We start from the raw sequence: 21992 nt of genomic DNA, 5'->3' as shown, positions 1-21992 counted from the left end.
CTCACGTCGCCCCGCTCACCCGCCTCGCTCATGTCGTCCCGTTCGCCCCGCCCCGCTCATGTCGTCCCGCCTGCGTCGGTCCAGACGGAGCGGGCGGGGAGTCGGCGCGCGGCCTCGGCCACGGCAGGGCGGTCCTGTTCCAGCCAGTCGACACTGTCCATTTCATGGCGGGACAACCAGCGCAATTCGTCGTGGTCCTCCAGCGGCTGCGGCTCGCCGGAGATCAGCCGGGCCGTCCAGACCTGGAGCACATAGCCGGGCTTGAGCGGCCATTCGCCGGGAATGCGCTCCTGCGGCTCCGTCTCGACGCCCAGCTCTTCGCGCAGCTCGCGCACCAAAGCCTGCTGCGCCGTCTCACCCGGCTCCAGCTTGCCGCCGGGCAGTTCCCAGCGGCCGGCGAGCTCGGGAGGGGCGCTACGGCGCGCGGCCAGCAGCCGCCCTTCGGCGAGTACGGCCCCGGCCACCACCACACGATCTGTCATGCGCCGGAGCGTAACGCGCCTCGGACGGGCTCCCGCGACCGCGGGCCGCCCGCCCGGGCGTTCAGTTCGCGGACTGGGTGATCTGCTCCACCCAATAGAGCTGCTCGCGTCCGCGCCGGTCGAGACTGTCGGCGATCTTCTGCGCCTCGTCCCTGGTCGCGTACCTGCCGACCCGATAGTGATTGCCGTTGTCGTCCTGACGAATCACGAGCCAGGGGAGGACCACGCCGCTCTCGTTCATCCAGCTTCTCCCTCCACCGGCCTGCCCGTTTTCAAGGATGCCCAGGAAACCGCACTCCGCATATGCCCGAGCCTACGCCTGACCTTTACTGTGCGGATACGCGTTTTCACAAAGAGATACGCATCCGGCCACGGGACCGGCACAAACAGGGGGCGCACTCGACCGAGTGCGCCCCTTGCCCCCTCGGGCCGCCGCCGCCATACTCCCTCCGCGCCGCCCGCCCCGTGCACCGCCCGCCCCGTACGAGGTTCGCCCCGCCCGCCCGGCCGGCCGCCGCTGCGGCGCGTCAGCGGTGGGAGGCCGCCCCGGGCGGCGCCCGGAACGGAACCTGAGCCCGCGTCAGCCCGCCGCCGCCCCCCGGCCCCGCTTCACGGCAACCGGGCGAGCGGGCCACCCGGCAGGTCACCCGACCGGGGCGCCCACGGCACCGGTCGCACCGCGCGCCCGGCAGGTCACCTGACCGGCAGGTGGTACGCGATCCGGTAACGGTCGGCCGGCACGACCACATCGGCCGTCTCCACCGCGCGCCCCGAAGCGAAGTACGTACGCTCCACCACCATCACCACATGGCCCGGAACCCCACCGAGGGCCACCAGCTCCTCGGCGAGGCCGGGCCGGGCCCCGACCTCCTCCACCACGTTGTCCACGACGACGTCGATGGCGGCCATCCGCTCGACGACCCCGCAACCGCCCAGCGGCCCCTCCTCGGGCAGCATGACCGGCGTGCGCCCCGTGACGGCGAGCGGCTCCCAGGAGGTGGAGAGCATCATCGGCTCCCCGGCGTCCCGGAAGACGTACCGCGTGCGCATCACCCGCTCGCCCTGACCGATGCCGAGCCGCTCGGCGATCACCGCGCTCGCGGGCTCCTGCTGACTGCTGGACTCCCAGGTGCCGCGCGCGCCTTCGGCCGCCTGCTCCTGACGGAAGGGATTGGTGCCGGCCGGGGGCCGGTACCCGGAACGGGCGATCCGGCGCGGCACGGGCTGCTCGCGCACATACGTCCCCGAGCCCGACCGCCCCTCGACGAGGCCCTCGGCCATCAGCACCTTGCGGGCCTCCAGGGCGACCGTGTCCGAGACCCCGTACTCCTCACGGATACGGGCCTGCGAGGGGAGCCGGGTGTGCGGCGGCAGTGAACCATCGACGATCTTCTGGCGGAGATCGCTCGCAACGCGCAAATAGGCGGGCTGCTCACCGAACGACACTGGCCACTCCCATCAGGTTGACAGACAGCTACAGCGTCGCAACGTTCGGTTGCGCATCGCAAGCATGGGCCAGAGTTTCACTCGAAGTGATGAAGTGCAGCGAGGCGGCGTCCCGGCGCGGACGGATCCGTGAATTCGCGCGAACCCCTTGACCTCAATGGTACAGACCAATACCTTCCCAGTCGGCACGTCCGGCGCCCCCAGCGCCCACCCCACCGCCACCCCCGCGACCGAAACCAGCCGCCTCGGCACCTCGGGGCCCGAGCACCCCAGCACCCCCGAGCACCCCCGAGCACCCCAGCGTCTTCGGGACCGCGACGCCCTGGCGCCCGTGCGACGCCCCGGAAACCCGCCGGCTCCCCGCGCCTCCCGGCCCCCGGTACCCGCCACGGAGGCGACAGCACCTCAGGCGCGCACGCACCCGGCATCACCCAGCACGGCTCCCGGAAACCTCACGCACAGGAAGAGCCTCATGCGTCGAAGAACCCTTTCCCGGCTGACCATCGCCGCCTGCTCCCTCTCCCTCCTGGCCGCGCTCGCCCCGGCCGCCACCGCCGACGGCGACGCGGCACACCCCACCGACGGGGCCGACCGGACGGCCGCGTCGCACAGCGCCCGGCCGTCGTACAAGCGCGTCGGCTACTTCACCCAATGGGGCGTCTACGGCCGGGACTTCCAGGTCAAGGACCTGGACACCAGCGGCACGGCAGCCAAGCTGACACACATCAACTACGCCTTCGGAAACGTCAGCCCCGAGGGCAAGTGCTTCACCGGCAACGTCCCCGGCGAGGCGGACGCCTGGGCCGACTACGTCCGCCCCCTCGACGCCGCGGACTCGGTGGACGGTGTCGCCGACACCGCCGGACAGCCGCTCGCCGGCAACTTCAACCAGCTGCGCGAGCTCAAGGCCAAGCACCCCGGCCTCAAGGTGCTCATCTCGCTGGGCGGCTGGAGCTGGTCCACCCACTTTTCCGACGCGGTGCGCACCCCCGCCTCCCGGAAGGCCCTCGTCGCCTCCTGCATCGACCTCTACATCAAGGGCGATCTGCCCGTGGACGGCGCCAGGGGCGGAGCGGGGGCGGCGGCCGGCCTCTTCGACGGCATCGACGTCGACTGGGAGTGGCCGGGCTCGGCGGGCGACGCGGACACCGTCTTCCGCCCGGAGGACAAGCGGAACTTCACGGCCCTGGTCCACGAGTTCCGTACGCAGCTCGACGCGTACGGCAGGTCCCTGAAGCAGCGCAAGCACTACGACCTGAGCGCGTACGTGCCGGCCGCGCCCGACAAGATCGACGCGGGCTTCGAGGTCCGCAAGATCATGCGGGACTTCGACTTCGTCAACCTCCAGGGCTACGACTTCCACGTCTCCGGTGAGCGGACGACCGCACAGCAGTCCGCGCTGCGCGCGGCGAAGAACGACTACAGCGTCGACCGGACCGTCCGCGACTGGCTGCTCCGGGGCGCCCCCGCGCACAAGCTCGTGGTCGGCATGCCGTTCTACGGCCAGGGCTGGACGGGCGTGACCGGCGGCGGTGACGGCCTCGGCCGGCCGGCGACCGGGCCGGCGCCCGCGACCTACGCGGACGGCTACGAGGACTACAAGGCCCTCAAGAAGCTCGCCGGCTCCGGCGCGTACACGGTCCACCGGGACCGGCGGGGCGGCCACGCCTGGCTCTTCGACGGCACCACCCTGTGGACGTACGACGATCCTCAGGTGCTCCGCACCAAGTCGGCCTACGTGCGGGAACACGGCCTGGGCGGCGCGATGTTCTGGTCCCTGGACGGCGACACGGCCGACGGCGAACTGATCACCGCCGTCGACCGCGTCCTCGGCCGCCGCTGATCCACCCGCCCGTGGGCGCGGGCGGTACCGTCGCTCAGACGTCGGTCCCGCCCGTGTCCTCCAGCTCGTCCGCGAGCCCGAGCGCGCCGCGCGCCTTCGCCCCCAGGTCGTTCGGCAGGGCGTCGAAGCCGGGGTCGTAGTGCTCCCAGAACACATCGGGGTCCGACGCCTCGGCCGCCTTCGACCAGTGCTCGTCGGCGGCCTCCAGCTCCTCGACAAGGCCGGCGACGGGCTTCGCGGACGCGGCGGGCCACTGGTGCGCGCGCAGCTGCCGTACCGTCTCCCCGATGGTCGACGTGACCTGACCGGCCCACTTCACATTGGCGTCCAGGTCCTCGTCGGCATCCGGTTCCGGCTGCTCGGCGAGGATGATGTCGACCGGGTTGACCGCCTTCAGGAACGCGAGCTGGTGCGCGTCGAGCGTGCTCTCGTCCGCCCGGACGGATCCGGTCATCTTGCCCTTCTCGGCCGCGAAGGAACAGGTGACGACGCGGTCTCCCAGTCGCCAGCTCTCCTTGCTCGGCTGGTAGTAGTACGTCCAGGTGTCGCCCGGGACGGCCCAGGTGTCCAGGGCGTACTGGTTGTTGACGGCCTCGCAGCGCTCCTCGGCGATCGGCTCGATCGGCTTGTCACCGGGCCACTTGTCGAACTCGGTGAGCTTGAAGGAACCGCTCACCTCTCCGTCGTGCGGCTCGGAGCACTTCACGATCTCGACGTCTGCGGTCTCCGTCTCGGCGACGCCACCGGGCATGTCGAAGCACTGCCCCTTGCGCAGGTCGAGGGTGGAGCGGGTGCGGGCCGACTCGTCCGCCGCCTCCTGGAAGCCGTCGTAGGCGTCGCGGAACACTCCGGTCGCGAACCCGGTCGCCATCAGCAGCGCGCCGACCAGGGACACGGTCATGCCGGCCACGGCCAGCCCCTTGCCGCGCTCCCCCTTCTTCTTTATCTGTGCCAGCGCGAACCCGCCCAGCACAAGACCGAGCAGCGGCACACAGCACACGATGCCGGTGATGAGAGAGGTGATGGCGAGCCCGTTGACGTTCGCCTGCGGGGGCGGGGGCAGAGGCATGCCGTACGGCGGGGGCACCGGCGGGTATGGCTGTTGGGGCGGCGGCCAGCCCTGGGGGGACGGTTCCACGGGTTGCGGTGCTCCTGTCGGGGCGGAACGAAACGAACATACGAGCCCGCGCGGACGGCTGTGCGAACGGGCGGGCGCATCGTACGCGGTCGGCGTCGGACGGCGGAAAGCGGGCGACGAACACGACGATCCGGATGTCGCGGACACCTCGGGCGAAGGCCCGGCGGAAGACCGGGCGGAACGCCGGCGGGGCGGCCGCCGTGTACGGCGACCGCCCCTCCCGTCCGGACCGGCTCGACGCCGGCTCAGGACCGCGGTGACTCAGGACAGAGGTGACTCACAACCTCGGCGATTCGGGACAGCGGTGACTCGGGACCGTCTCAGAACTGCAGGGCCCAGGAGTCGATCCTGCCGATGTCGTTGTTGGCGTTGTCGCTGACGCGCAGCTTCCACGTGCCGTCGGCGACCTCGGACGAGGCGTTGACCGTGTACGTGGTGTTGATGTTGTCGGCGCTGCCGCCGGTCCCGTACGCCTTCAGCGTGTACGCCGTGCCGTCCGGGGCGATGAGCTGGACCTGCAGGTCACCGACGTAGGTGTGAACGATGCTCACGGGAACCTGGAGGGCGGACGGGGCGTTGCCCGTGACGCCACTGACGGTCACCGGCGATTCGACGGTGGCGTTGTCGGCGATCGCGTAGTCGGCGGTGTTCTCGAAGCGCTTGCCGGGCGGCTGGGTGGAGCCGTCGCCGACGTACAGCAGGCGGTTCGGGGAGCCGGTCCCCGGGTTGGTGACGACACCGCTGGTGGCCGCGGTCGTCAGGGCCGTGGAGACCTGCGCCGGGGTGGCCGTACGGTTGTTGGCCAGGTACAGCGCGGCGGCGCCCGCGACGTGCGGGGTGGCCATCGACGTACCGGAGATGGTGTTGGTCGCGCTGTCGCCGGTGTTCCAGGCGGAGGTGATGGAGGAGCCCGGGGCGAAGATGTCCAGCACGCTGCCGTAGTTGGAGAAGCTGGAGCGGGCGTCGGTGCTGGTCGTGGAGCCGACCGTGATGGCCTCGGCGACACGCGCCGGCGAGGTGTTGGAGGCGTTGGCCCCGTCGTTGCCGGCCGCGATGGCGTAGGTGACGCCGGAGGCGATGGAGTTGCGTACGGCGGTGTCGAGCGCGGAGTCCGCGCCTCCGCCGAGGCTCATGTTGGCGACGGCGGGCTTGACGGCGTTGCGCGTCACCCAGTCGATGCCGGCGACGACCTGGGCGGTGGTGCCGGAGCCGGAGTTGTTCAGCACGCGCACGCCGACGACCTTGGCCTTCTTGGCCACGCCGTAGGAGGACCCGGCGACGGTGGCGGCGACATGCGTGCCGTGACCGTTCCCGTCCTGCGCCGTGTTGTCGTTGTCGATCGCGTCGTAGCCGTAGGTGGCACGCCCGCCGAAGTCGCCGTGGGTGATCCGCACACCGGTGTCGATGATGTACGCGGTCACGCCCTCCCCCGCGGGCTCGGGGTAGGTGTAGCTCTGGTTGAGCGGCAGGGCCCGCTGGTCGATGCGGTCCAGGCCCCAGGAGGGCGGGGACGTCTGGGTGCCCGAGGCGGTGAAGACGCGGTTCTGTACGACGGAGTCGACGGCCGGGTCGGCGGCCAGCTTCTTCGCCTGGGCCTCGGAGAGCTCGACGGCGTATCCGTTGAGGGCCGAGGTGTACGTCTTCGCGATCTTCGCTCCATAGCGCGCGGCGACCGCCTTGCCCGCCTTCGACTCCGCGTCGGCGGCCGACTCGTCGAGGGTGACGATGTAGCTGCCCGCGATGGCGCCGGGGGCACCGGCGTACTGGATCGTGCCTTCCGGAGCCGCCGGGGCCGCGGCGGCCGGCAGGGCGGACGCGGTGCCGAGCGCGAGGGCGGCGACGGCTATGGCGCTGGCCGCGGCGAGTCTTCGCTGCGAAGTACGCATCACTGACATGTGAGGGGTCCTCCTCATTGGTGGTGCGCTGCTGTGGGGGTTGCGGCATGGGCATGACAAACCACGGTGCGGTGTACGCGGCGTTTCCCGTGCCCGGCCGCCAGCGAAAGATTGACCGATCCATAGGAATCACACAAGGGTCCCGGCACGGCGGCAACAAGAGCGCCACACGGCCGCCATGCCGGGCCGCCGAATGCCGGATCGGCCTATGGACACCCGGCATTCGGCGGTCGGCCTTCCGTTTCCTCGCTGACCTGGCACTGCCCGGATGCCGAGGCCGGTGAAGACCTCGACGACCCCACCACGCCGCCCTCCGACCCCTGATCCCCCCGCCCGATCCCTGCCCTCTGCCCTCTGCCCTCTGCCCTCTGCCCTCTGCCCTCTGCCCTCTGCCCTCTGCCCTCACAGGATGCTCACCGGACGCGGCACGTCGGATGCTGGGTGGGTGGCCGGCTATGGCGCGGCAAGTCGCCGAGAGACCTTCAGCCGGGATCGTTGGCTCTCCAGCTTGAGCTGCGGGCCGCTACCGTGAAGCCATGACCGCACTTCCCGACTGGATGCGCCCGCCGCGTGCGGAAGGCTGGTTCGCGGAGGACCTCGACCGCCTCCCCGAGGCGCCCCGCCACACCGAGCTCATCGACGGAGCCCTCGTCTTCATGATGTCGCCCCAGCGGTCCTGGCGCGGCCGCCTCGTCACCGCCCTGACCACAACGCTGATGGCGCAGGCGCCGGCCGGCTTCGAGGTCGAGCGGGAGATGACCATCCGCCTCGACGCCCGCAACCGCCCCGAACCGGACCTCTTGCTGACGGACCTGCCCTACGACCCCGACCGCACCTGGTACGCCCCGGAGGACGTGAAGCTCGTCGTGGAGGCCGTATCCCCCGAATCCGCCCACCGCGACCGCACGGTCAAACTCCGCAAGTACGCGGAGGCCGGCATCCCGCACTACTGGTGCGTCGAGGACGAAAACGGGGCACCCTTCGTCCACGTCTACGAGCTCGACGAACCCACCGGCGCGTACGCGCCCGCCGGGATTTTCCGGGGCACCCTCCAGCGCCCGGTGCCCTTCGAGGTGAGCCTGGACCTCGACAAGCTCACGCCGCCCCGAAGCAGCTGAAAAGTCGGCACCAAGTCAGCACGGGAATGCGGAAGGGGTCGGACCCGTCAGAGCCCAACTCCTTCTGGCCTGCACGCTTGACCAAACTATTCAAAACGCAGTAACGAGATGACTACACGTTGAAGCGGGATGTCTGAGCCCCGCTCCTGACCTGCGGCGGAGCCCCGTCCAGGGCTCTGACCTGGGATTTCCTTGTTGGCATGCGTTGGCTCCCAACGGCCGTTTACGGGTGTCCTGCGGACTGACTGCGGACTGGCCGGAGGCTCCGAGGCGACGAAATCCCTGGCACACCGGCTGGGCCTGCAAGGAGACTGCGCAGGTGAGCAACTCCTACCCCTGTCCCTGCTGCGGGCACCGCGTGCTGGACGAGATGCCCGGCTCGTTCGAGATCTGCCCTGTCTGCTTCTGGGAGGACGACGGGGTCCAGTTCCGCTGGCCGACCATGGCAGGCGGGGCGAACAAGGTCTCCTTGATCGAGGCCCAGCGGAACTACCAGGACTTCGGCGCCTGCGATGAGCACGGCCGCCGGTTCGTCCGCCGGCCGAGGACGAGCCGCTCGACCACGCCTGGCGCCCCATCGACCTGACACGGGACTCCTTCGAAGACTGGGCGGCCGAGGACCGCGCCCCGTGGCCCGACGACCCCTCGGTGCTCTGCTGGTGGCTCCCCACCTTCTGGCGCCGGGACCACTCCGCGTCATGACCTCCCCCATCGAGAAACTCGTCCAGCAGCTCGACGGCAAGGCCGACGAGTCCTACGACGCCCGCGCGGAACTGATCTGGATCGGCGCCGACGCCATACCCGCCGTCATCAACGGCCTGCCTTCCCTCGGCGGCTTCGGTCAGCTGACCGCCATTGAGGTCTTCGAGGAGGTGGGCGATCCCCGTTGCGGCCCTGCTCTCATCGGCCTGCTGGACAGCGACAACCCGACCGTCCGCGAATGGGCGGCCATGGCTCTGGCGAGCCTGGAGATCGACGGCGCGATCGAGGCCGTGCGCCACGCCTACCGCGCCTGCCTGGAACGGGCGACCCCACCGGACTGGAGCGAGCCGGAAGGCATCCGCTGGGCCCTGACCGAACTCGGCGCCCGCACCCCCGTCGTCCCGCCGCTCACCGCGCACCTACGCGCCACCGTGGCAGCCGACGGCCCGGGCTGGCCCTCGGCCCGCTTCACCGAGATCATCAACGACCTGGCCGACCACGCCCAGGTGATCCTTTACTCCCAGTTCTGGCGCGTGGACGACGGCCGCACCTACGGCATCTCCGGCACCGGCCTGGACTGGGAACTCGACTGGACCGCACCGTGGGGGCACCTGGTCGAGGAGTCCCGCACCTGGTCCCTGCTCGAAACATCCGAAGCCCCCGCCGGCAACAACATCTTCGTCGCCCCCACCTGGATCGACCGTACCGACCTGTACCCGGAAAGGTGACCGATGTCGTCCCAGCACCCCAGGAGATCGGCTACGGCCATGTGGTCGAAAGCTACGTGACGAGGGTGTACGCGGGCCTCCCGCGCTACCTCGTAATTGAACGGCGGGCGCGGTTCTCTCTGCGCCGCCACGATCGCCTCCGCCCTGGAGCTGTAAACCGCGTCTGAAGCGGCCGAGCTCGATGAGGGTCGTCGTGCCCGGCACCACCAGCACGGAGGCCGCCTGGAGGGCGGGCAGAGCGATGACGGCAAGCGGCTGTGGCGGCCGGAGGCCGCCCCTTCGTGAAGACGCGAAGACGTACTTCAGTCTGGCGAGCGCCGCCGTAACGCATCGGGCGATGTCAGGTGATTGCCTGACAGGCGAGGGATGGGTCCGGTAGATCTGTGCCCGTGACTGACTCCATGCCCCCCGATGACGGCGAGCCCACTTCCCTCCGCGAGAAGGCCAAGGACTGGGTCGAGAAGGGCAAGGGCTGGGCCGAGAAGCACCCGAGGACGATCCGCTTCGTCAAAGTTGCGGGCGTGGCTGCGGGCATGGTCGCTGTTGTGGTCCTCGCGCCGCGCAGCATGGATGAGGACGCAGACGAGTTCCCCAGCTATGCCGAGGGTTCCGCAAACGCCGAGGACGTTGAGGATGCTGAGGGTGCCGCGGAAGTCGAGGGTGTCGCTGACCAGGAGCAGCCCTCCGCCTCCGACAGGACGAGCATTCCTCGCGACTCCGCCAAGAACCACCTGCGGAATCTCCACCCCGGCTGGAACGCCAGCGAGGAGAAGAAGGCGCAGTACAAGGAGGAGACAGGGGAAGATCTACCTCCCGGCACCACCTGGGTCTCTCCAAAGTCCGATGCGGACGATTCCCCGGAAGGCGAGGCCCCGGGTGCGGATGATTCCCCGGAGGACGAGGACCCGGGCGAAGCAGCAGCCTGAGCGCTCAGGTGCAGGTCGCCGCGACCTCCATTCTTGTGCAGTGCCAGCGCAGGCCCTTACGTTCCGTCCCATGACCGCATCAGACGATCTACTCCGCCGGATCGAGCAGGAGTCTTCCCTTGCCACCGCGCTCGCCTGGCCTGGCGATTTCGACATCGAACGCCGGGGCCGAGGAGAGGCCCGTCCTGTACGCCGACTCAGAGGGCCAGGCGACACTGATCGGCGCCGACCTCGTCGAGGCCATCACTCTCATCGTGGTGCTGCCCTTCTGGCGCGACCTGGCGAAGGGCTTCGCGATCAGCGAGCTCGGCTCGGACCTTCGGGTCGACCACCCGGACTTCGACGCCGAGCGCGACCGCCTTCTGCAGGCCCTTGGACTTGCCTCCCTCTCCGAGGAGGAGGCTGCCGCTCGCCTGCTAGCTGTGGCCGCACGCACGACCCCGGACTACGTGCCGCGCGTGCCGGACGACGATTACTTGCCTTACGAGCTTCTGTTTCCGAGCGGCCCTGTTTAGCGAAGCCAGCGCTTGACGTCAGTACCGGGCGATGACCTGTCGCAGGTCCGTGCCCAGGAGGTCCTCCAGCGCCTGGACGCTGGCTGACGGTAGCGGTAGCTCGCATTCTGGATCTGTGGTTACGAGGCTGTACCTGGCGAAACCCGCAGCCCAGACGTAGTCGAGGGCGTTCAAGTCCGTCTGGGCAGAGCAACAGGGCACCGTCACGGCAAGTGAGTCGAAATAGCCGTCCGGAAGGGCTGCCGTGTCCATCGCGTTGCCCCACCAGTCTTGGATGTCGGAGCTGCACACGGGGCACCGAACACCGCACCAGTTCTCCCCGGGGTCGATGAAGGCTGTGCCGGGGATGTCCCAGACGTCATAACCGCCCAACGCTTCAGGAACCAGTTGCCGTAGCTGGGCCTGCGCAGCCTCGCTCGCGGCCGACGCAGGCGAAAAGTGCGGATCCTTTGGTATGAGGTGAAGCAGCGTGATGCTCACGCTGCCGACCACCCATCCAGCGAGACCTCCGAGCTGTCATTGAGGTAGTGGTGGAGGGCGCTGGCAGTGGTATCCACAAACGCCTCGGGGATGGCGTTGGCATCGACCCAGCGGACCCGGGAGTGCTTGCGGGGTTCGCGGTTTTCGGGTTCGCCGGTCCATTCGTGGGCGGCGAAGACGACCGTGAGGAAGCCGTTGGGGGCCTCGACGCCCCAGGCGCCGTGGATGATGTGGGCGACCTTGAGGGACTCGGGCTTCACGGTGAGGCCCGTCTCCTCGTAGAGCTCGCGCACCGCAGTTTCGGTGATGGGTTCGCCCGGCTCGCTCTTGCCGACTGGGAGGTCCCACAGGCCCTGGGCGAACTTGGCGTTTTCGCTGCGCTGGAGGAGGACGACGCGGTTGGTCGCCTTGTCGTGGACGATGACGGCCGCGACCAGCAGGGTCATCGATTCGAGCGCCGGCTTGAGGGCTTGGGAGCGGTCGTCGGTCTGCTGGGCCACGGGGTTCCCTTCGTCGGGCGGGTTGTTGGGCATGTTAGGCGAGGGCCTCGCGGGCGCGGCGGGCGAGATCTGCGGCACCCGGTACCTTGCGCCTCTGGTAGACCACGAGGGTGGAGCGGATCGACGTGATCGCCTTGCGGGTCCGGTCGGAGGTCATGCCCTCCATGAGGACGAGGGCTTGGGTCCAGGCGGCGACGGCTTCGTCGGCGCGGGCCTGGGCGGCGAGGCTGTCGCCGAGGTCGGCGTGGGTGAGGGCGTGGACGCGCTTGTACTTGTCGGGGTCCCAGCGGGTGAGGGCGTCTCGGTGCTGCTGTTCGGTGCCGATGTGGTCGGCGAGGTCGGTCAGGGTGCGGGCGGTGTGGCTGGCCACGGTGCCAGCGGCGGGGCCGCTGACGCGGGAGTAGCTGGGTTGGGGGCCGTCGTCGCGGAGGAGGGCGTCTTCGGCGGCAAGCAGCGCGCGTGCGGCCGAGGGGTTCTCGTTGACTGCGGCGTAGGCGCGGGCGTGGGTGATGTGGAGGAGTGCCTCGGTCTGGCCGTCGACGTGGCCGAGCGCGGCCCGGAGGGCGCCTTCGACGAGGTCGACGCAGTGGTGGGGCTGCTTGAGGCTCAGGGCCTGGTGGGCGAGGGCGCGCATCATCCAGGCGGCGTGGCCGTGGGGGTCGGCTTCGCAGGCGAGCTTGTAGCCGACCTGGTAGTAGCGCTGGGCGGCGCCTTCGTGGCCGAGGTCGTGGTGCTTCCAGCCTGCGAGGTAGGCGAGTTCGGCGACGGCTCCGAAGGCGGCCCGGCGTAAGGCTTCGCTGGGGAAGCGTCCGCGGAGCATGGGGGCGGCTGTGTCGGCGAGGTACGCGGTGACGGTGGTCAGGCCGTGGCCGCCGCCGAGGCGCTCGTCGGCGGCGCTGAAGGCCGCGGTGATCTGCCGTACGACGTCCACGTCCTCTGCCCCGACCACTGACGTGCCGGTGCGGGCGCGGAGCATGCGGGCGGTGGCTTCGTGGTCGTATCCGAGCGGCATGGCGACGCCGGCGGTGGTGAAGGCCGCGATGGCGAGGAAGCGGCGGCGCTCGACGTCGGCGCGGCCCAGGTCGGTGGCGGCGAGGACAGGGTCGGATTCCGCCTGTTGTTCGGCCTCGTCGGAGCGGAGGCCGATCTCGGTCTGGGTGACCGTGCGCCTCGCTCGGCGGGACAGCGCCTCGGCCAGGTACTGACCTACCCGGCCCGACGGGGCGCGGGTGCCGTTCACCCAGTGCGAGATGGCCGACTTGTTGGTCTGGAGGATCTCGCCGTTCTCGGCCGCGATGCGCCGCACGTCTCTGGCGAGGGCCTCGTAGGTGCAGTCGACCGCATCGATGACGTCGCGCAGACGGGAGTTGGGTTCTCTCTGCGCCGCCACGATCGCCTCCACTCCGGAGCTGTAAACCGCGTATACCGCTTCAACTGCCTTCCACCGTACCCACTGAGCGTGACCAACGGTTCACTTATCAGCAGCCGCCCGGAACGGCGCGACCGTGATCCAGGCTCCCCTTTGGTCCGGGCGGCACCCCGAAGTTCCGTACGCCCACACCGGGCTCGGGCATTCCTGTGCCCGAACCTGGCCGATCAGAGACGGAGACACGGTGACCATCATCGACACCACGGCCATCACGGTCGAGCTGCCCGAGGCGTTCGACCCGCGCTGGGGCCGCCTGCCCGGCATCCAGGTCGACGGCCGGCGCATCACGATCGACCCGGCCGAGTACTTCTTCCGCTTCGAGTCGAACACCTGGCTCGTCGCCGACTGGGAGCTGGTCAAGGCCCAGCTCCTCGGTGTGGACGAGACGACCGAGAGCTCGGTCGAGCAGCTCGCGCTCGACTTCATCAAGCAGCACGGCGAATCCACGTCCGACGCGGCCCGTGTCCTGGCCACCGCGTACGAGGTGTACGCGTACCTCTTCCGCGACGAGCATCTGGCCGGCCTTGGCCTGCCGCAGATCACCGCCGACCACCTGCGGATGCTCCGCGAGGCGGCCACGCTCATGGCGCTCAACAAAGTCGAGCTCGACGGGCACATCTCCAACGTCGGCCCGTGCTGGTTCTTCCCCGCCGCCACCTCCGTCGTCTTCGACCTGGACGACGAGGTGGGCGGGATGCTCGACGAGGTCTACCACGGCGGCTGGTTCAACGAGCACCGCCGGATCGAGTCCATCAAGGCCCACGCGGCGCTCGGCGGCCGGCTCGTGCATGGGTGCCAGTCCGTGCCGGACCAGTCCGGCGGCGTGGTCGCGCCCTACGGTGCCTCGATGGCGAACTTCCGCGACGACCTCGCCGCGTTCAAGGCGGGCTGGATCGAGCAGGTCTACGCCCACCGCGTGAACCCCGCCGCGTAACCCCACCCGATCAGGCTCCGGGGCGGGCCGGCATCCCTCGCCCGCCCCGGACGCCACCACCCATCCCCGGAGCCCTCCCGTGACCACGAACCCCAGCGCCGAACTCCTCGACAACCTGCTCACCGCAACCGGCCAGACCACCGCCGCACGGAAGGAGGTACGCGTGTGGTCCATGTCCGGCGTCGAGCGCGTGACCTTCCCCGACGGCTCCACGGCCATCTTCAAGTACGCCAAGAAGCCCTTCGACAGCGAGGATCAGGCCCTCCGCCTGGCCCACACCCTCGGCGTACCCGTCCCCCAGGTCCACGCCTCCGCCGTCCTGGACGGCTGGCTCGGCATGCTCATGGAGGACCTCGGACCCTCCGTCCGCGAGGCCGACGACCTCGACGGCGTCGCCGCGGCCGTGGTCCTGCACGGCACCCGTACGGCTCCGCCCTTGCCCGTCCTCGACCAGGACCGGCTGCGAACACTGCCGGCCCGGGCGCTGGAACACCTCGAACGGCTGCGCAAGGCCGACCGGTGGCAGGACACCGACGACATCGAGGACGCGCTCGACCGTATCGCCCAGGCCGCCGAAGCCCGCTCGGCCGGAGCGACGCTGGAACCGTTCGGCTGGGTGCACTCCGAGTTCCACCCCACCAGCCTCCACATCGGCAAGCGCGGCTGGCGGCTGCTCGACTTCGCCCGCGCCTTCACCGGCCCCGGCCTGCTCGACCTCGCCAGCTGGCACGGCACCATCGAGCCCCCGCAACCCATCCGCCTCCGCGTCTTCCTGGAGCAGTACGTCACCACCGGCGGCACCCCCGACGCCCTCGCCCCGCGCGGCGGGCTCACCGCCGAACACTGGGCCCTGGGCTGGCACCGCATGTGGGCCGTCGAGTGGTTCATGGAACAGTCCATCCGCTGGATCAACGACCCGGCCACCGACCCCGCCTACATCAAGGCCGTCCGCCGCCACCTCACCGACGTCCTCCACCTCCTGGAGATCTGACGTGCTCGCCCAGGCATCCCCCTGGCACGCCCACGCCTCCCAGCGCACGGCCGCCGGACTCGCCGAACCCCTGTCCGTACCCGCACGGATGGCATGGACCACGAGACCCGGCCAAGGTCCCGGCGCCGACGTCCTCGACCCCGACCTGCGCGGCAAACGACTCCTGGAACTCGGCTGCGGCCCCGGCCACAACGCCGCCCACCTCGCCACCCGCCACGGCGCCCACGTCACCGGCGTCGACCTGGTCGGCCTCCAGGTCCGCCGCGCCCGCTCCCACTACGGACGGCTGAACAACCTCACCTTCGTCGCCGGCCACGCCCTGCACTACCTGCACGCCTCCGACGAGCAGTTCGACGCGATCTACTCCGTCTTCGGCGCTGTCGGCCTCGTCGCCCCCGAGCTCCTGCTCCCGGCCATCGCCCAGCGCCTCACGCCCGGCCGGGTGCTCGCCTTCTCCGTCCCCCACCCGCAGCGTGGCGGCCGAAGCCCCTCCGGTGACGACCATCCTCGCCGCGACCACGTCACTCTTCCCGACCGCACCCGGATCCCCATCGCCCGCTGGGAGTTCGACACCGACCGGTGGGAGAAGCGCCTCAGCCAGGCGGGCTTCTGGCTCACCTCGGCCCAGGAGTTCCACGACCCCCGCATGGGCCACTGGCCCACCACCCTGCTGATCCGCGCCCGCAAGCTCTGACCAGCCATTTGCCCTGGCTTCCCCCTGGAGGAACCGATGCGCCCGCCCTACCTGCTCATCGACATCGACGGCGTCCTCATACCCTTCCCCGATGCAGCGGGCTCGGCCCCGGCCACCCACGCCCGCCACGACGTCGTCCCCACCGGCCGGAGCGCCGACAACCCGGTCACCGTCTGGCTCAACCCCGACCACGGCCCCATGCTCATGGACGTCATCCGCACCGGCCTGGTCGCCCCCGTCTGGTGCACCAGCTGGCGCCAGGACGCCACCACCCTCATCGGGCCCCTTCTCGACCTCCCGGCCCTGCCGCACGTCGACCTGCCACGTCCCCAGATCACCACCAGCCACCCCAACGGCTACCTCTGGAAGCGCGACCACGTCGACGCCTGGCTGGGCGACGCCCCCGCCGTCTGGATCGACGACGACTTCACCAGCCTCGACCGTGCCTGGGCGGCGGAGCGCACCGCCAAGGGAACGCCGACTCTCCTCGTTCAACCCGACCCGCACCTCGGGCTGCAGCCCGAACACCTGACTGAGGTCACGACGTGGGTCGCGCAGTTACCCGTAGCCCGAGCCGCCTGACGACTGTTGCCCTCGCTGCCACGGACAGCGAGGGAAACGTGGCCGCGCGCGTGGCCCTGGAGCGCGAAGTCAGAGGGTGGAGCACGACCGAGCTGGCGGATCGGGTGACCAGAGCCGGCGTCAAGATGACTCAGACAGCGGTCTGGCGCATCGAGAACGGCACCCCTCGCCGGCGCATCAACCTCGACGAGGCCCTCGCCTTCTCCCGCGTCTTCGAGCTTCCCCTGGAATAGCTGATGTCCCCGCCCCTGGAGGGGCTCGACATCGACAGCCGGCGCCTCGTCCAGGAAGCCGTCGAGGCGTTCTACGAGGCCCGAGACGCGCGCGACCGCCTCCATCACGCCGTGGTCGCCATCGCCGACCACATCAAGGCCCATCCCGACAGCTCGCGGGCGATCCACGAGCAGTGCCTCCGCCTCATGGGCGACGAGCGGGACGCTCGCACCCTCAGCGGCGACATCGAGGATGGCGGCCACTACTGACAACCGACACGAAGGAGAGGCCACTTGGCCAACATCCAGAAGCGCCCCAACAGCAAATGGCGGGCCCGCTACCGCGACCTCGACGGCAAGGAGCACGCCCGCCACTTCGACCGCAAGGTCGACGCCCAGCGATGGATCGACGAGGTCACGGCCAGCATGGTCACCGGCCAGTACGTCGACCCACGGTCGGCGAAGAAGCCCTTCAAGGAGTACGCGGAGGAATGGCGGGTCATCCAGCCCCACCGGCCTTCCACGGCCAAGGCGGTGGCACAGCACCTGCGCTGCTACGTCTACCCCGCCTGGGAGAGGCGGGCACTCGGCGCCATCAGGCCGGTGACGTGCAGAGCTGGGTCACCGGCCTGACCACCACGCACGGGCTGGCCGCCAGCACCTCACGGACGGTCTTCAACACGGTCAACGCCGTCTTCCGGGCGGCCGTTCGTGACCGGATGATCCCCCACAACCCGTGCGCCGAGGCGAAACTGCCTTCGGTGCCCCGGAAGAAGATCGTGCCGCTGGCCGTCGAGCAGGTGCGGACGCTGTCCGAGGAGATACCCGCCCGATACAAGGGCCTCGTGCTGCTCGGCGCGGCCACCGGACTCCGCCCCGGCGAGCTCTTCGGCCTCCAGGTCCGCCACCTCGACCTGCTGCACGCGACCGTCTCGGTCGAGCAGCAGATCCAGCAGACCGCCAAGCACGGCGTGTACGTCTGCCCGCCCAAGACCGCTCGCTCGCACCGCACGGTCCCGCTCCCCCGCATGGCGGTGGATGCGATGAAGGCCCACCTGCGGGACTTCCCTGCCGATGGGCCCGAGGGCTGGATCTTCACGGCGCCGCAAGGCGGACCCGTGGTCTACACGCACTTCATGGACGGGTCCTGGCGGCCCGCCTGCGCGAAGGCCGGCATACCGAAGGGCACCGGACCCCACGCCCTCCGGCATCACTACGCCAGCCTGCTGATCAAGCACGGCGAGTCCGTGAAGACGGTCTCCGAGCGCCTCGGCCACACCAACGCGGCCATGACGCTGAACATCTACACCCACCTGTGGCCCGACTCCGAGGAGCGGACCCGGGCCGCCGTCGACAAGGCGTACGCGGACCAGTCCGCCGATGCCCGGCCACCGGTCGACGAAGCGGCGTAGCCGCTCCCCCGCGCGCTGACCGAAGTCAGCACGCTGCGGACTCTGTGCGGACCGCAAAGGCCGCCCAACCCGCTCCGCCGCAGGTCAGACGGCCTTTCGCCGAACGTATTAGACGTTGAAGCGGAACTCCACCACGTCGCCGTCCTGCATCACGTACTCCTTGCCCTCCATGCGGGCCTTGCCCGCAGCGCGGGCGTCGGCGACGGAGCCCGTGGAGACGAGGTCCTCGAAGGAGATGACCTCGGCCTTGATGAAGCCCTTCTGGAAGTCGGTGTGGATCACACCGGCCGCCTCGGGAGCCGTCGCGCCCTTCTTGATCGTCCAGGCGCGGGACTCCTTCGGACCGGCCGTCAGGTAGGTCTGGAGGCCCAGGGTGTCGAAGCCGACGCGGGCCAGCGTCGCCAGGCCCGGCTCCTCGGCGCCGACGGACTGGAGGAGCTCCATGGCGTCCTCCTCGTCGAGCTCGGCGAGGTCCTGCTCCAGCTTGGCGTTCAGGAAGATCGCCTCGGCCGGGGCGACCAGGGCGCGCTGCTCCTCCTTGAAGGCGTCGTCCGTCAGCTCGTCCTCGTCGACGTTGAAGACGTAGAGGAACGGCTTGGTGGTGAGCAGGTGGAGGTCGTGCAGCAGCTCGGCCTTCTCGCTGCCCTGGAGGATGCCCTGGGAGAAGAGCGTCTCGCCGGTCTCCAGGATCTTCTGGGCCGCCTCGACCGCCGCCACCTTCGGCGCGACGTCCTTCTTGATCCGGGACTCCTTCTGGAGGCGCGGCAGGACCTTCTCGATCGTCTGGAGGTCGGCGAGGATCAGCTCGGTGTTGATCGTCTCGATGTCGTCCTTCGGCGAGACCTTGCCGTCCACGTGCACGACGTTCTCGTCCTTGAAGGCGCGGATGACCTGGCAGATCGCGTCCGACTCGCGGATGTTCGCGAGGAACTTGTTGCCCAGACCCTCACCCTCGGAGGCGCCGCGCACGATGCCGGCGATGTCGACGAAGTCGACCGTCGCCGGGAGCACGCGCTGCGAGCCGAAGATGCCGGCGAGCTTGGTGAGGCGGGCGTCGGGGACACCGACCACGCCCACGTTCGGCTCGATCGTGGCGAACGGGTAGTTGGCCGCCAGCACGTCGTTCTTGGTCAGGGCGTTGAACAGGGTCGACTTGCCGACATTCGGCAGACCGACGATTCCGATCGTGAGCGACACGTTGGCGACTTCCCTAGAACTGTGGATGGTGGGCCGATCCCCCAGTTTACGGGCGTGTCGAGGCGGGCAGCGACGTATGCCGGACGGCGGCCCGGCGGTGATCTCGACCGCAACGTCGGCCAAAGGGCGTGTCCCGTGCCCGATCCACCCCTCCTCGCGACCTACGTTGTCCAGGTGGAGCAGCCCAGGAACAGTCCGCCTCGCCGTCGTCGGCCACCGCAGCCCACCGCCCTGCCGCAGGGCGCGCTCGTCGAGAGCGCCGCTCCGGACGGCTCGGCCGTCCATCCGGTCGGCCCACGGCCGGGGCGCCCCTTCAGCAGGCCCGGCGGCAGGCCGGGAGTCCAGCCCGGCAGCGGGCCGGGAGTCCGGTCCGGCAGCCGCCAGGGACACCCGGGCGGCCGTCCCGGGCGGCGACCGGTCCCCCCTGTGGTGGCGGCCCTGCGCAGGCTGCCCAACCCCCGGCTGACCGGTCTGGGCGGCGGACTGTTCGCGGCGACCGCGATGTTCCTGCTCGGCTGCCTCGACCAGCTGCTGTTCGACGGGTCGCCGCTGGTGTTCGGGCTGCTGTTCCTGCCGGTCAGCGCCCTGACCGCGCTCTGGGTGCGGGACGCCGACCTGGTCACCGCGCCGATCGGTGTGCCCATCGCGTTCGCCGCGGGCGTGGTCCCGATCGCGGGCGGCACCGGAGGCATCGGCGGTCAGACCATGGCCGTGGTGACGGCGCTCGCCGTGCAGGCGGGGTGGCTGTACGGCGGGACCCTGGTGGCCGGCCTCATCTCCTCCGTACGCAAGGTACGGCTGATGGGGCGGCGGCAACCGGCCCCCGTCCGGGTCGCCCGGCGCCGTACGGCGCCCTGAGACACCCGGGGCCGGAGCCCCGGGTGCCGACGGCGTGCGGGACCGGGATGTGCGGGACCGGATGAAGGACCGGGTACGGGCTCAGCGGCCCCCGGCCGCCATGGCCGCGCCCACGATGCCCGCGTCGTTGCGCAGCTCCGCCGGGACCATCTCGGCCCGGATGCCCTCGATCAGGGGCAGGAACTTGTCCGCCTTGCGGCTGACCCCGCCGCCGATGATGAAGAGCTCGGGCGAGAAGAGCATCTCGACGTGGGCGAGGTACTTCTGCACCCGGTGCGCCCAGTCCTGCCAGCTCAGGTCCTTGTCCTCCTTGACCTTCGTCGACGCGTACTTCTCCGCCTCGTGGCCGTGCAGCTCCAGATGGCCCAGCTCCGTGTTGGGTACGAGGCGGCCGTCGATGAAGACGGCGCTGCCGATGCCCGTACCGAAGGTCAGCATGATCACCGTGCCCTTGCGGCCGCGCCCCGCGCCGTGGGTCATCTCGGCGACCCCGGCCGCGTCGGCGTCGTTGAGGACCGTGACGCCCATGCCTCCCAGCCGCTCGCCGAGCAGTGCGCCCGCGTCGACGCCGACCCACGCCTTGTCCACGTTCGCGGCCGTGCGGATGGTGGAGCCGGTGACGACACCGGGGAAGGTGGCGCCGACCGGCCCCGACCACCCGAAGTGGTCGACGACCTGGGCGACGCACTCCGCGACACCGTCGGGCGTCGCGGGGTGCGGGGTCAGTACCTTGTGGCGGGGTTCGATCAGTTCACCGCGCTCCAGATCCACGGGAGCGCCCTTGATCCCCGACCCGCCGATATCAACTCCGAAGACGTTCATGGTCGCAACGTTACGGGGCGAGGCCGGCGGTCACCGCTTCTCTACCGCTTCTCCACCAGGGCGGCGGCTTCGGCGCGCAGGTCGCGGCGGAGTTCCTTGGGGAGCGAGAAGGTGATCGACTCCTCCGCCGCCTTCACGATCTCCACGTCCTCGAAACCCCGCTCGGTCAGCCACTCCAGCACGCCCTCGACCAGGACCTCCGGCACGGACGCGCCCGAGGTGACACCGACCGTCGACACGCCCTCCAGCCACGCCTCGTCGATCTCGTCGGCGAAGTCGACCAGGTGGGCGTCGCCGGCACCCGCGCCCAGCGCGACCTCGACGAGCCGGACGGAGTTGGAGGAGTTCTTGGAGCCGACCACGATGACCAGGTCCGCCTCCACGCCCATCTGCTTGACCGCGATCTGGCGGTTCTGCGTGGCGTAGCAGATGTCGTCGCTCGGCGGCGAGATCAGCTGCGGGAACTTCTCCTTCAGCTTGTCGACGGTCTCCATGGTCTCGTCGACGGACAGCGTGGTCTGGGAGAGCCAGACGACCCTGGACTCGTCGCGCACGGAGACGTTGGCCACGTCGTCCGGGCCGTCGACCAGCGTGATGTGGTCCGGGGCCTCGCCCGAGGTGCCGATGACCTCCTCGTGGCCCTCGTGGCCGATCAGCAGGATGTCGAAGTCCTCGTTGGCGAAGCGGACCGCTTCCTTGTGGACCTTGGTGACCAGCGGGCAGGTCGCGTCGATCGTGGCGAGCCGGCGCTCGGCGGCCTCCGCGTGGACGGTCGGCGCCACGCCGTGCGCCGAGAACATGACGATCGAGCCCTCGGGCACCTCCGCCGTCTCGTCGACGAAGATGGCGCCCTTCTTCTCCAGGGTCTGCACGACGTACTTGTTGTGGACGATCTCGTGCCGGACGTAGATCGGCGAGCCGTACTGCTCCAGCGCCTTCTCCACGGCGATCACAGCGCGGTCCACGCCCGCGCAGTAGCCGCGGGGAGCGGCGAGGAGGACGCGTCGGGCGGCAGGAGGCGTAGCAGTCATGTTCCCCATCGTAAGGCCGTGCCGCGGAGCCGAAAGATCCGCCGGGTGGCCGAGACT

At 70.2% G+C, this 21992-nt stretch carries 24 protein-coding genes and 1 pseudogene; 14 read left to right on the top strand and 11 right to left on the bottom strand.

Features of this window, described 5'->3' with window-relative positions; all coding sequences use genetic code 11:
• Positions 1–56: 56 nt before the first annotated feature.
• From PUR26_RS28500 to PUR26_RS28490, 3 genes are all read right to left on the bottom strand, one after another.
• On the bottom strand, positions 57–482 hold the full coding sequence (locus PUR26_RS28500) for a (deoxy)nucleoside triphosphate pyrophosphohydrolase (RefSeq protein WP_329876577.1): 426 nt from the start codon (positions 480–482) through the stop codon (positions 57–59).
• 61 nt (positions 483–543) lie between these two features.
• Complete coding sequence (locus PUR26_RS28495; RefSeq protein ID WP_329876575.1) at positions 544–723, bottom strand: SPOR domain-containing protein; 180 nt, start codon at positions 721–723, stop codon at positions 544–546.
• Between the two features lie 452 nt (positions 724–1175).
• The gene (locus tag PUR26_RS28490; protein ID WP_329876573.1) at positions 1176–1928 is read right to left on the bottom strand and encodes a GntR family transcriptional regulator; all 753 of its coding nucleotides are present in this window, start codon (positions 1926–1928) and stop codon (positions 1176–1178) included.
• 472 nt (positions 1929–2400) lie between these two features.
• Here PUR26_RS28490 and PUR26_RS28485 point away from each other — a divergent pair, with 472 nt between their 5' ends.
• Positions 2401–3771 carry a glycoside hydrolase family 18 protein gene (locus tag PUR26_RS28485; protein WP_329876572.1) on the top strand — a complete coding sequence of 457 codons (1371 nt, stop codon included), beginning with the start codon at positions 2401–2403 and terminating at the stop codon, positions 3769–3771.
• 34 nt (positions 3772–3805) lie between these two features.
• Here PUR26_RS28485 and PUR26_RS28480 read toward each other — a convergent pair whose 3' ends face one another.
• Both PUR26_RS28480 and PUR26_RS28475 read right to left on the bottom strand, forming a co-directional pair.
• Positions 3806–4840, bottom strand: a complete 1035-nt coding sequence (locus tag PUR26_RS28480) for a DUF4190 domain-containing protein (protein WP_329876570.1) — start codon at positions 4838–4840, stop codon at positions 3806–3808.
• A 389-nt stretch (positions 4841–5229) separates the two neighbouring features.
• Positions 5230–6804 carry a S8 family peptidase gene (locus PUR26_RS28475; RefSeq protein WP_329876568.1) on the bottom strand — a complete coding sequence of 525 codons (1575 nt, stop codon included), beginning with the start codon at positions 6802–6804 and terminating at the stop codon, positions 5230–5232.
• 536 nt (positions 6805–7340) lie between these two features.
• On the opposite strand from PUR26_RS28475, the gene PUR26_RS28470 reads away from it, so the two are divergent.
• The 5 genes from PUR26_RS28470 (at position 7341) to PUR26_RS28450 (ending at position 10793) form a co-directional block, all read left to right on the top strand.
• A complete protein-coding gene (locus tag PUR26_RS28470) occupies positions 7341–7922 on the top strand; it encodes a Uma2 family endonuclease (protein ID WP_329876566.1) in 582 nt (193 codons plus the stop codon).
• Between the two features lie 319 nt (positions 7923–8241).
• On the top strand, positions 8242–8508 hold the full coding sequence (locus PUR26_RS28465; RefSeq protein ID WP_329876564.1) for a CPCC family cysteine-rich protein: 267 nt from the start codon (positions 8242–8244) through the stop codon (positions 8506–8508).
• Positions 8509–8620: 112 nt separating this feature from the next.
• Positions 8621–9352: a HEAT repeat domain-containing protein gene (locus PUR26_RS28460; RefSeq protein ID WP_329876562.1), complete on the top strand. Its 732-nt coding sequence runs from the start codon at positions 8621–8623 to the stop codon at positions 9350–9352.
• 389 nt (positions 9353–9741) lie between these two features.
• Complete coding sequence (locus tag PUR26_RS28455; RefSeq protein WP_329876560.1) at positions 9742–10278, top strand: hypothetical protein; 537 nt, start codon at positions 9742–9744, stop codon at positions 10276–10278.
• A 119-nt stretch (positions 10279–10397) separates the two neighbouring features.
• Entirely contained in the window at positions 10398–10793 is a 396-nt protein-coding gene (locus PUR26_RS28450; protein WP_329876558.1) for a hypothetical protein, read from the top strand.
• A gap of 18 nt (positions 10794–10811) precedes the next feature.
• On the opposite strand, the gene PUR26_RS28445 is transcribed toward PUR26_RS28450, so the two are convergent.
• The 3 genes from PUR26_RS28445 to PUR26_RS28435 are packed head-to-tail and all read right to left on the bottom strand — an operon-like array spanning position 10812 to position 13163.
• Positions 10812–11273: a hypothetical protein gene (locus PUR26_RS28445; RefSeq protein WP_329876556.1), complete on the bottom strand. Its 462-nt coding sequence runs from the start codon at positions 11271–11273 to the stop codon at positions 10812–10814.
• Positions 11270–11806: an NUDIX domain-containing protein gene (locus tag PUR26_RS28440; RefSeq protein ID WP_329876554.1), complete on the bottom strand. Its 537-nt coding sequence runs from the start codon at positions 11804–11806 to the stop codon at positions 11270–11272. Before PUR26_RS28440 ends, PUR26_RS28445 begins: the two co-directional genes overlap by 4 nt.
• Before the next feature lies 1 nt (position 11807).
• A complete protein-coding gene (locus PUR26_RS28435) occupies positions 11808–13163 on the bottom strand; it encodes a tetratricopeptide repeat protein (RefSeq protein WP_329876552.1) in 1356 nt (451 codons plus the stop codon).
• Between the two features lie 223 nt (positions 13164–13386).
• Between PUR26_RS28435 and PUR26_RS28430 the strand changes: the two genes are divergently transcribed.
• The 7 genes and pseudogenes from PUR26_RS28430 to PUR26_RS28400 all read left to right on the top strand — a co-directional run bounded on the left by PUR26_RS28430 (position 13387) and on the right by PUR26_RS28400 (position 18027).
• Complete coding sequence (locus PUR26_RS28430) at positions 13387–14136, top strand: hypothetical protein (protein ID WP_329876550.1); 750 nt, start codon at positions 13387–13389, stop codon at positions 14134–14136.
• Between the two features lie 79 nt (positions 14137–14215).
• Complete coding sequence (locus tag PUR26_RS28425) at positions 14216–15127, top strand: phosphotransferase family protein (protein WP_329876548.1); 912 nt, start codon at positions 14216–14218, stop codon at positions 15125–15127.
• Between the two features lies 1 nt (position 15128).
• Positions 15129–15821 carry a class I SAM-dependent methyltransferase gene (locus PUR26_RS28420; protein WP_329876546.1) on the top strand — a complete coding sequence of 231 codons (693 nt, stop codon included), beginning with the start codon at positions 15129–15131 and terminating at the stop codon, positions 15819–15821.
• Positions 15822–15857: 36 nt separating this feature from the next.
• Positions 15858–16403: an HAD domain-containing protein gene (locus tag PUR26_RS28415; protein WP_329876544.1), complete on the top strand. Its 546-nt coding sequence runs from the start codon at positions 15858–15860 to the stop codon at positions 16401–16403.
• Positions 16400–16885: pseudogene (locus PUR26_RS28410) on the top strand (helix-turn-helix transcriptional regulator). The gene PUR26_RS28415 and the pseudogene PUR26_RS28410 overlap by 4 nt, the downstream one beginning before the upstream one ends.
• A gap of 24 nt (positions 16886–16909) precedes the next feature.
• Complete coding sequence (locus PUR26_RS28405) at positions 16910–17248, top strand: hypothetical protein (RefSeq protein WP_329876542.1); 339 nt, start codon at positions 16910–16912, stop codon at positions 17246–17248.
• Positions 17224–18027 carry a tyrosine-type recombinase/integrase gene (locus PUR26_RS28400; protein ID WP_329876540.1) on the top strand — a complete coding sequence of 268 codons (804 nt, stop codon included), beginning with the start codon at positions 17224–17226 and terminating at the stop codon, positions 18025–18027. The genes PUR26_RS28405 and PUR26_RS28400 overlap by 25 nt, the downstream gene beginning before the upstream one ends.
• Before the next feature lie 108 nt (positions 18028–18135).
• Here PUR26_RS28400 and ychF read toward each other — a convergent pair whose 3' ends face one another.
• Positions 18136–19224, bottom strand: coding sequence for a redox-regulated ATPase YchF (gene ychF / locus PUR26_RS28395; RefSeq protein WP_329876538.1), 1089 nt, complete (start codon positions 19222–19224; stop codon positions 18136–18138).
• A 426-nt stretch (positions 19225–19650) separates the two neighbouring features.
• Between ychF and PUR26_RS28390 the strand changes: the two genes are divergently transcribed.
• Positions 19651–20082, top strand: a complete 432-nt coding sequence (locus PUR26_RS28390) for a DUF6542 domain-containing protein (protein WP_329876755.1) — start codon at positions 19651–19653, stop codon at positions 20080–20082.
• An 81-nt stretch (positions 20083–20163) separates the two neighbouring features.
• Here PUR26_RS28390 and ppgK read toward each other — a convergent pair whose 3' ends face one another.
• Positions 20164–20904: a polyphosphate--glucose phosphotransferase gene (gene ppgK, locus PUR26_RS28385; RefSeq protein WP_329876536.1), complete on the bottom strand. Its 741-nt coding sequence runs from the start codon at positions 20902–20904 to the stop codon at positions 20164–20166.
• A 41-nt stretch (positions 20905–20945) separates the two neighbouring features.
• A complete protein-coding gene (locus tag PUR26_RS28380) occupies positions 20946–21935 on the bottom strand; it encodes a 4-hydroxy-3-methylbut-2-enyl diphosphate reductase (protein ID WP_329876534.1) in 990 nt (329 codons plus the stop codon).
• Positions 21936–21992 lie beyond the last annotated feature (57 nt).

The organism is Streptomyces sp. SP18CS02 (assembly GCF_036322365.1).
In the GTDB taxonomy this organism is placed as follows: Bacteria; Actinomycetota; Actinomycetes; order Streptomycetales; family Streptomycetaceae; genus Streptomyces.
Note: the sequence above shows the minus strand (reverse complement) of the source record. Positions and strands in the feature narration are given on the sequence as shown.

What these genes read in the sequence shown, in the direction of transcription:
- PUR26_RS28415 (WP_329876544.1), top strand. Translation starts at nt 15,858, where the DNA reads ATGCGCCCGCCCTACCTGCTCATCGACATCGACGGCGTCCTCATACCC.
- PUR26_RS28440 (WP_329876554.1), bottom strand. Translation starts at nt 11,806, where the DNA reads ATGCCCAACAACCCGCCCGACGAAGGGAACCCCGTGGCCCAGCAGACC.
- PUR26_RS28470 (WP_329876566.1), top strand. Translation starts at nt 7,341, where the DNA reads ATGACCGCACTTCCCGACTGGATGCGCCCGCCGCGTGCGGAAGGCTGG.
- ppgK (WP_329876536.1), bottom strand. Translation starts at nt 20,904, where the DNA reads ATGAACGTCTTCGGAGTTGATATCGGCGGGTCGGGGATCAAGGGCGCT.
- PUR26_RS28475 (WP_329876568.1), bottom strand. Translation starts at nt 6,804, where the DNA reads ATGTCAGTGATGCGTACTTCGCAGCGAAGACTCGCCGCGGCCAGCGCC.
- PUR26_RS28500 (WP_329876577.1), bottom strand. Translation starts at nt 482, where the DNA reads ATGACAGATCGTGTGGTGGTGGCCGGGGCCGTACTCGCCGAAGGGCGG.
- PUR26_RS28380 (WP_329876534.1), bottom strand. Translation starts at nt 21,935, where the DNA reads ATGACTGCTACGCCTCCTGCCGCCCGACGCGTCCTCCTCGCCGCTCCC.
- PUR26_RS28485 (WP_329876572.1), top strand. Translation starts at nt 2,401, where the DNA reads ATGCGTCGAAGAACCCTTTCCCGGCTGACCATCGCCGCCTGCTCCCTC.
- PUR26_RS28460 (WP_329876562.1), top strand. Translation starts at nt 8,621, where the DNA reads ATGACCTCCCCCATCGAGAAACTCGTCCAGCAGCTCGACGGCAAGGCC.
- PUR26_RS28495 (WP_329876575.1), bottom strand. Translation starts at nt 723, where the DNA reads ATGAACGAGAGCGGCGTGGTCCTCCCCTGGCTCGTGATTCGTCAGGAC.
- PUR26_RS28480 (WP_329876570.1), bottom strand. Translation starts at nt 4,840, where the DNA reads ATGCCTCTGCCCCCGCCCCCGCAGGCGAACGTCAACGGGCTCGCCATC.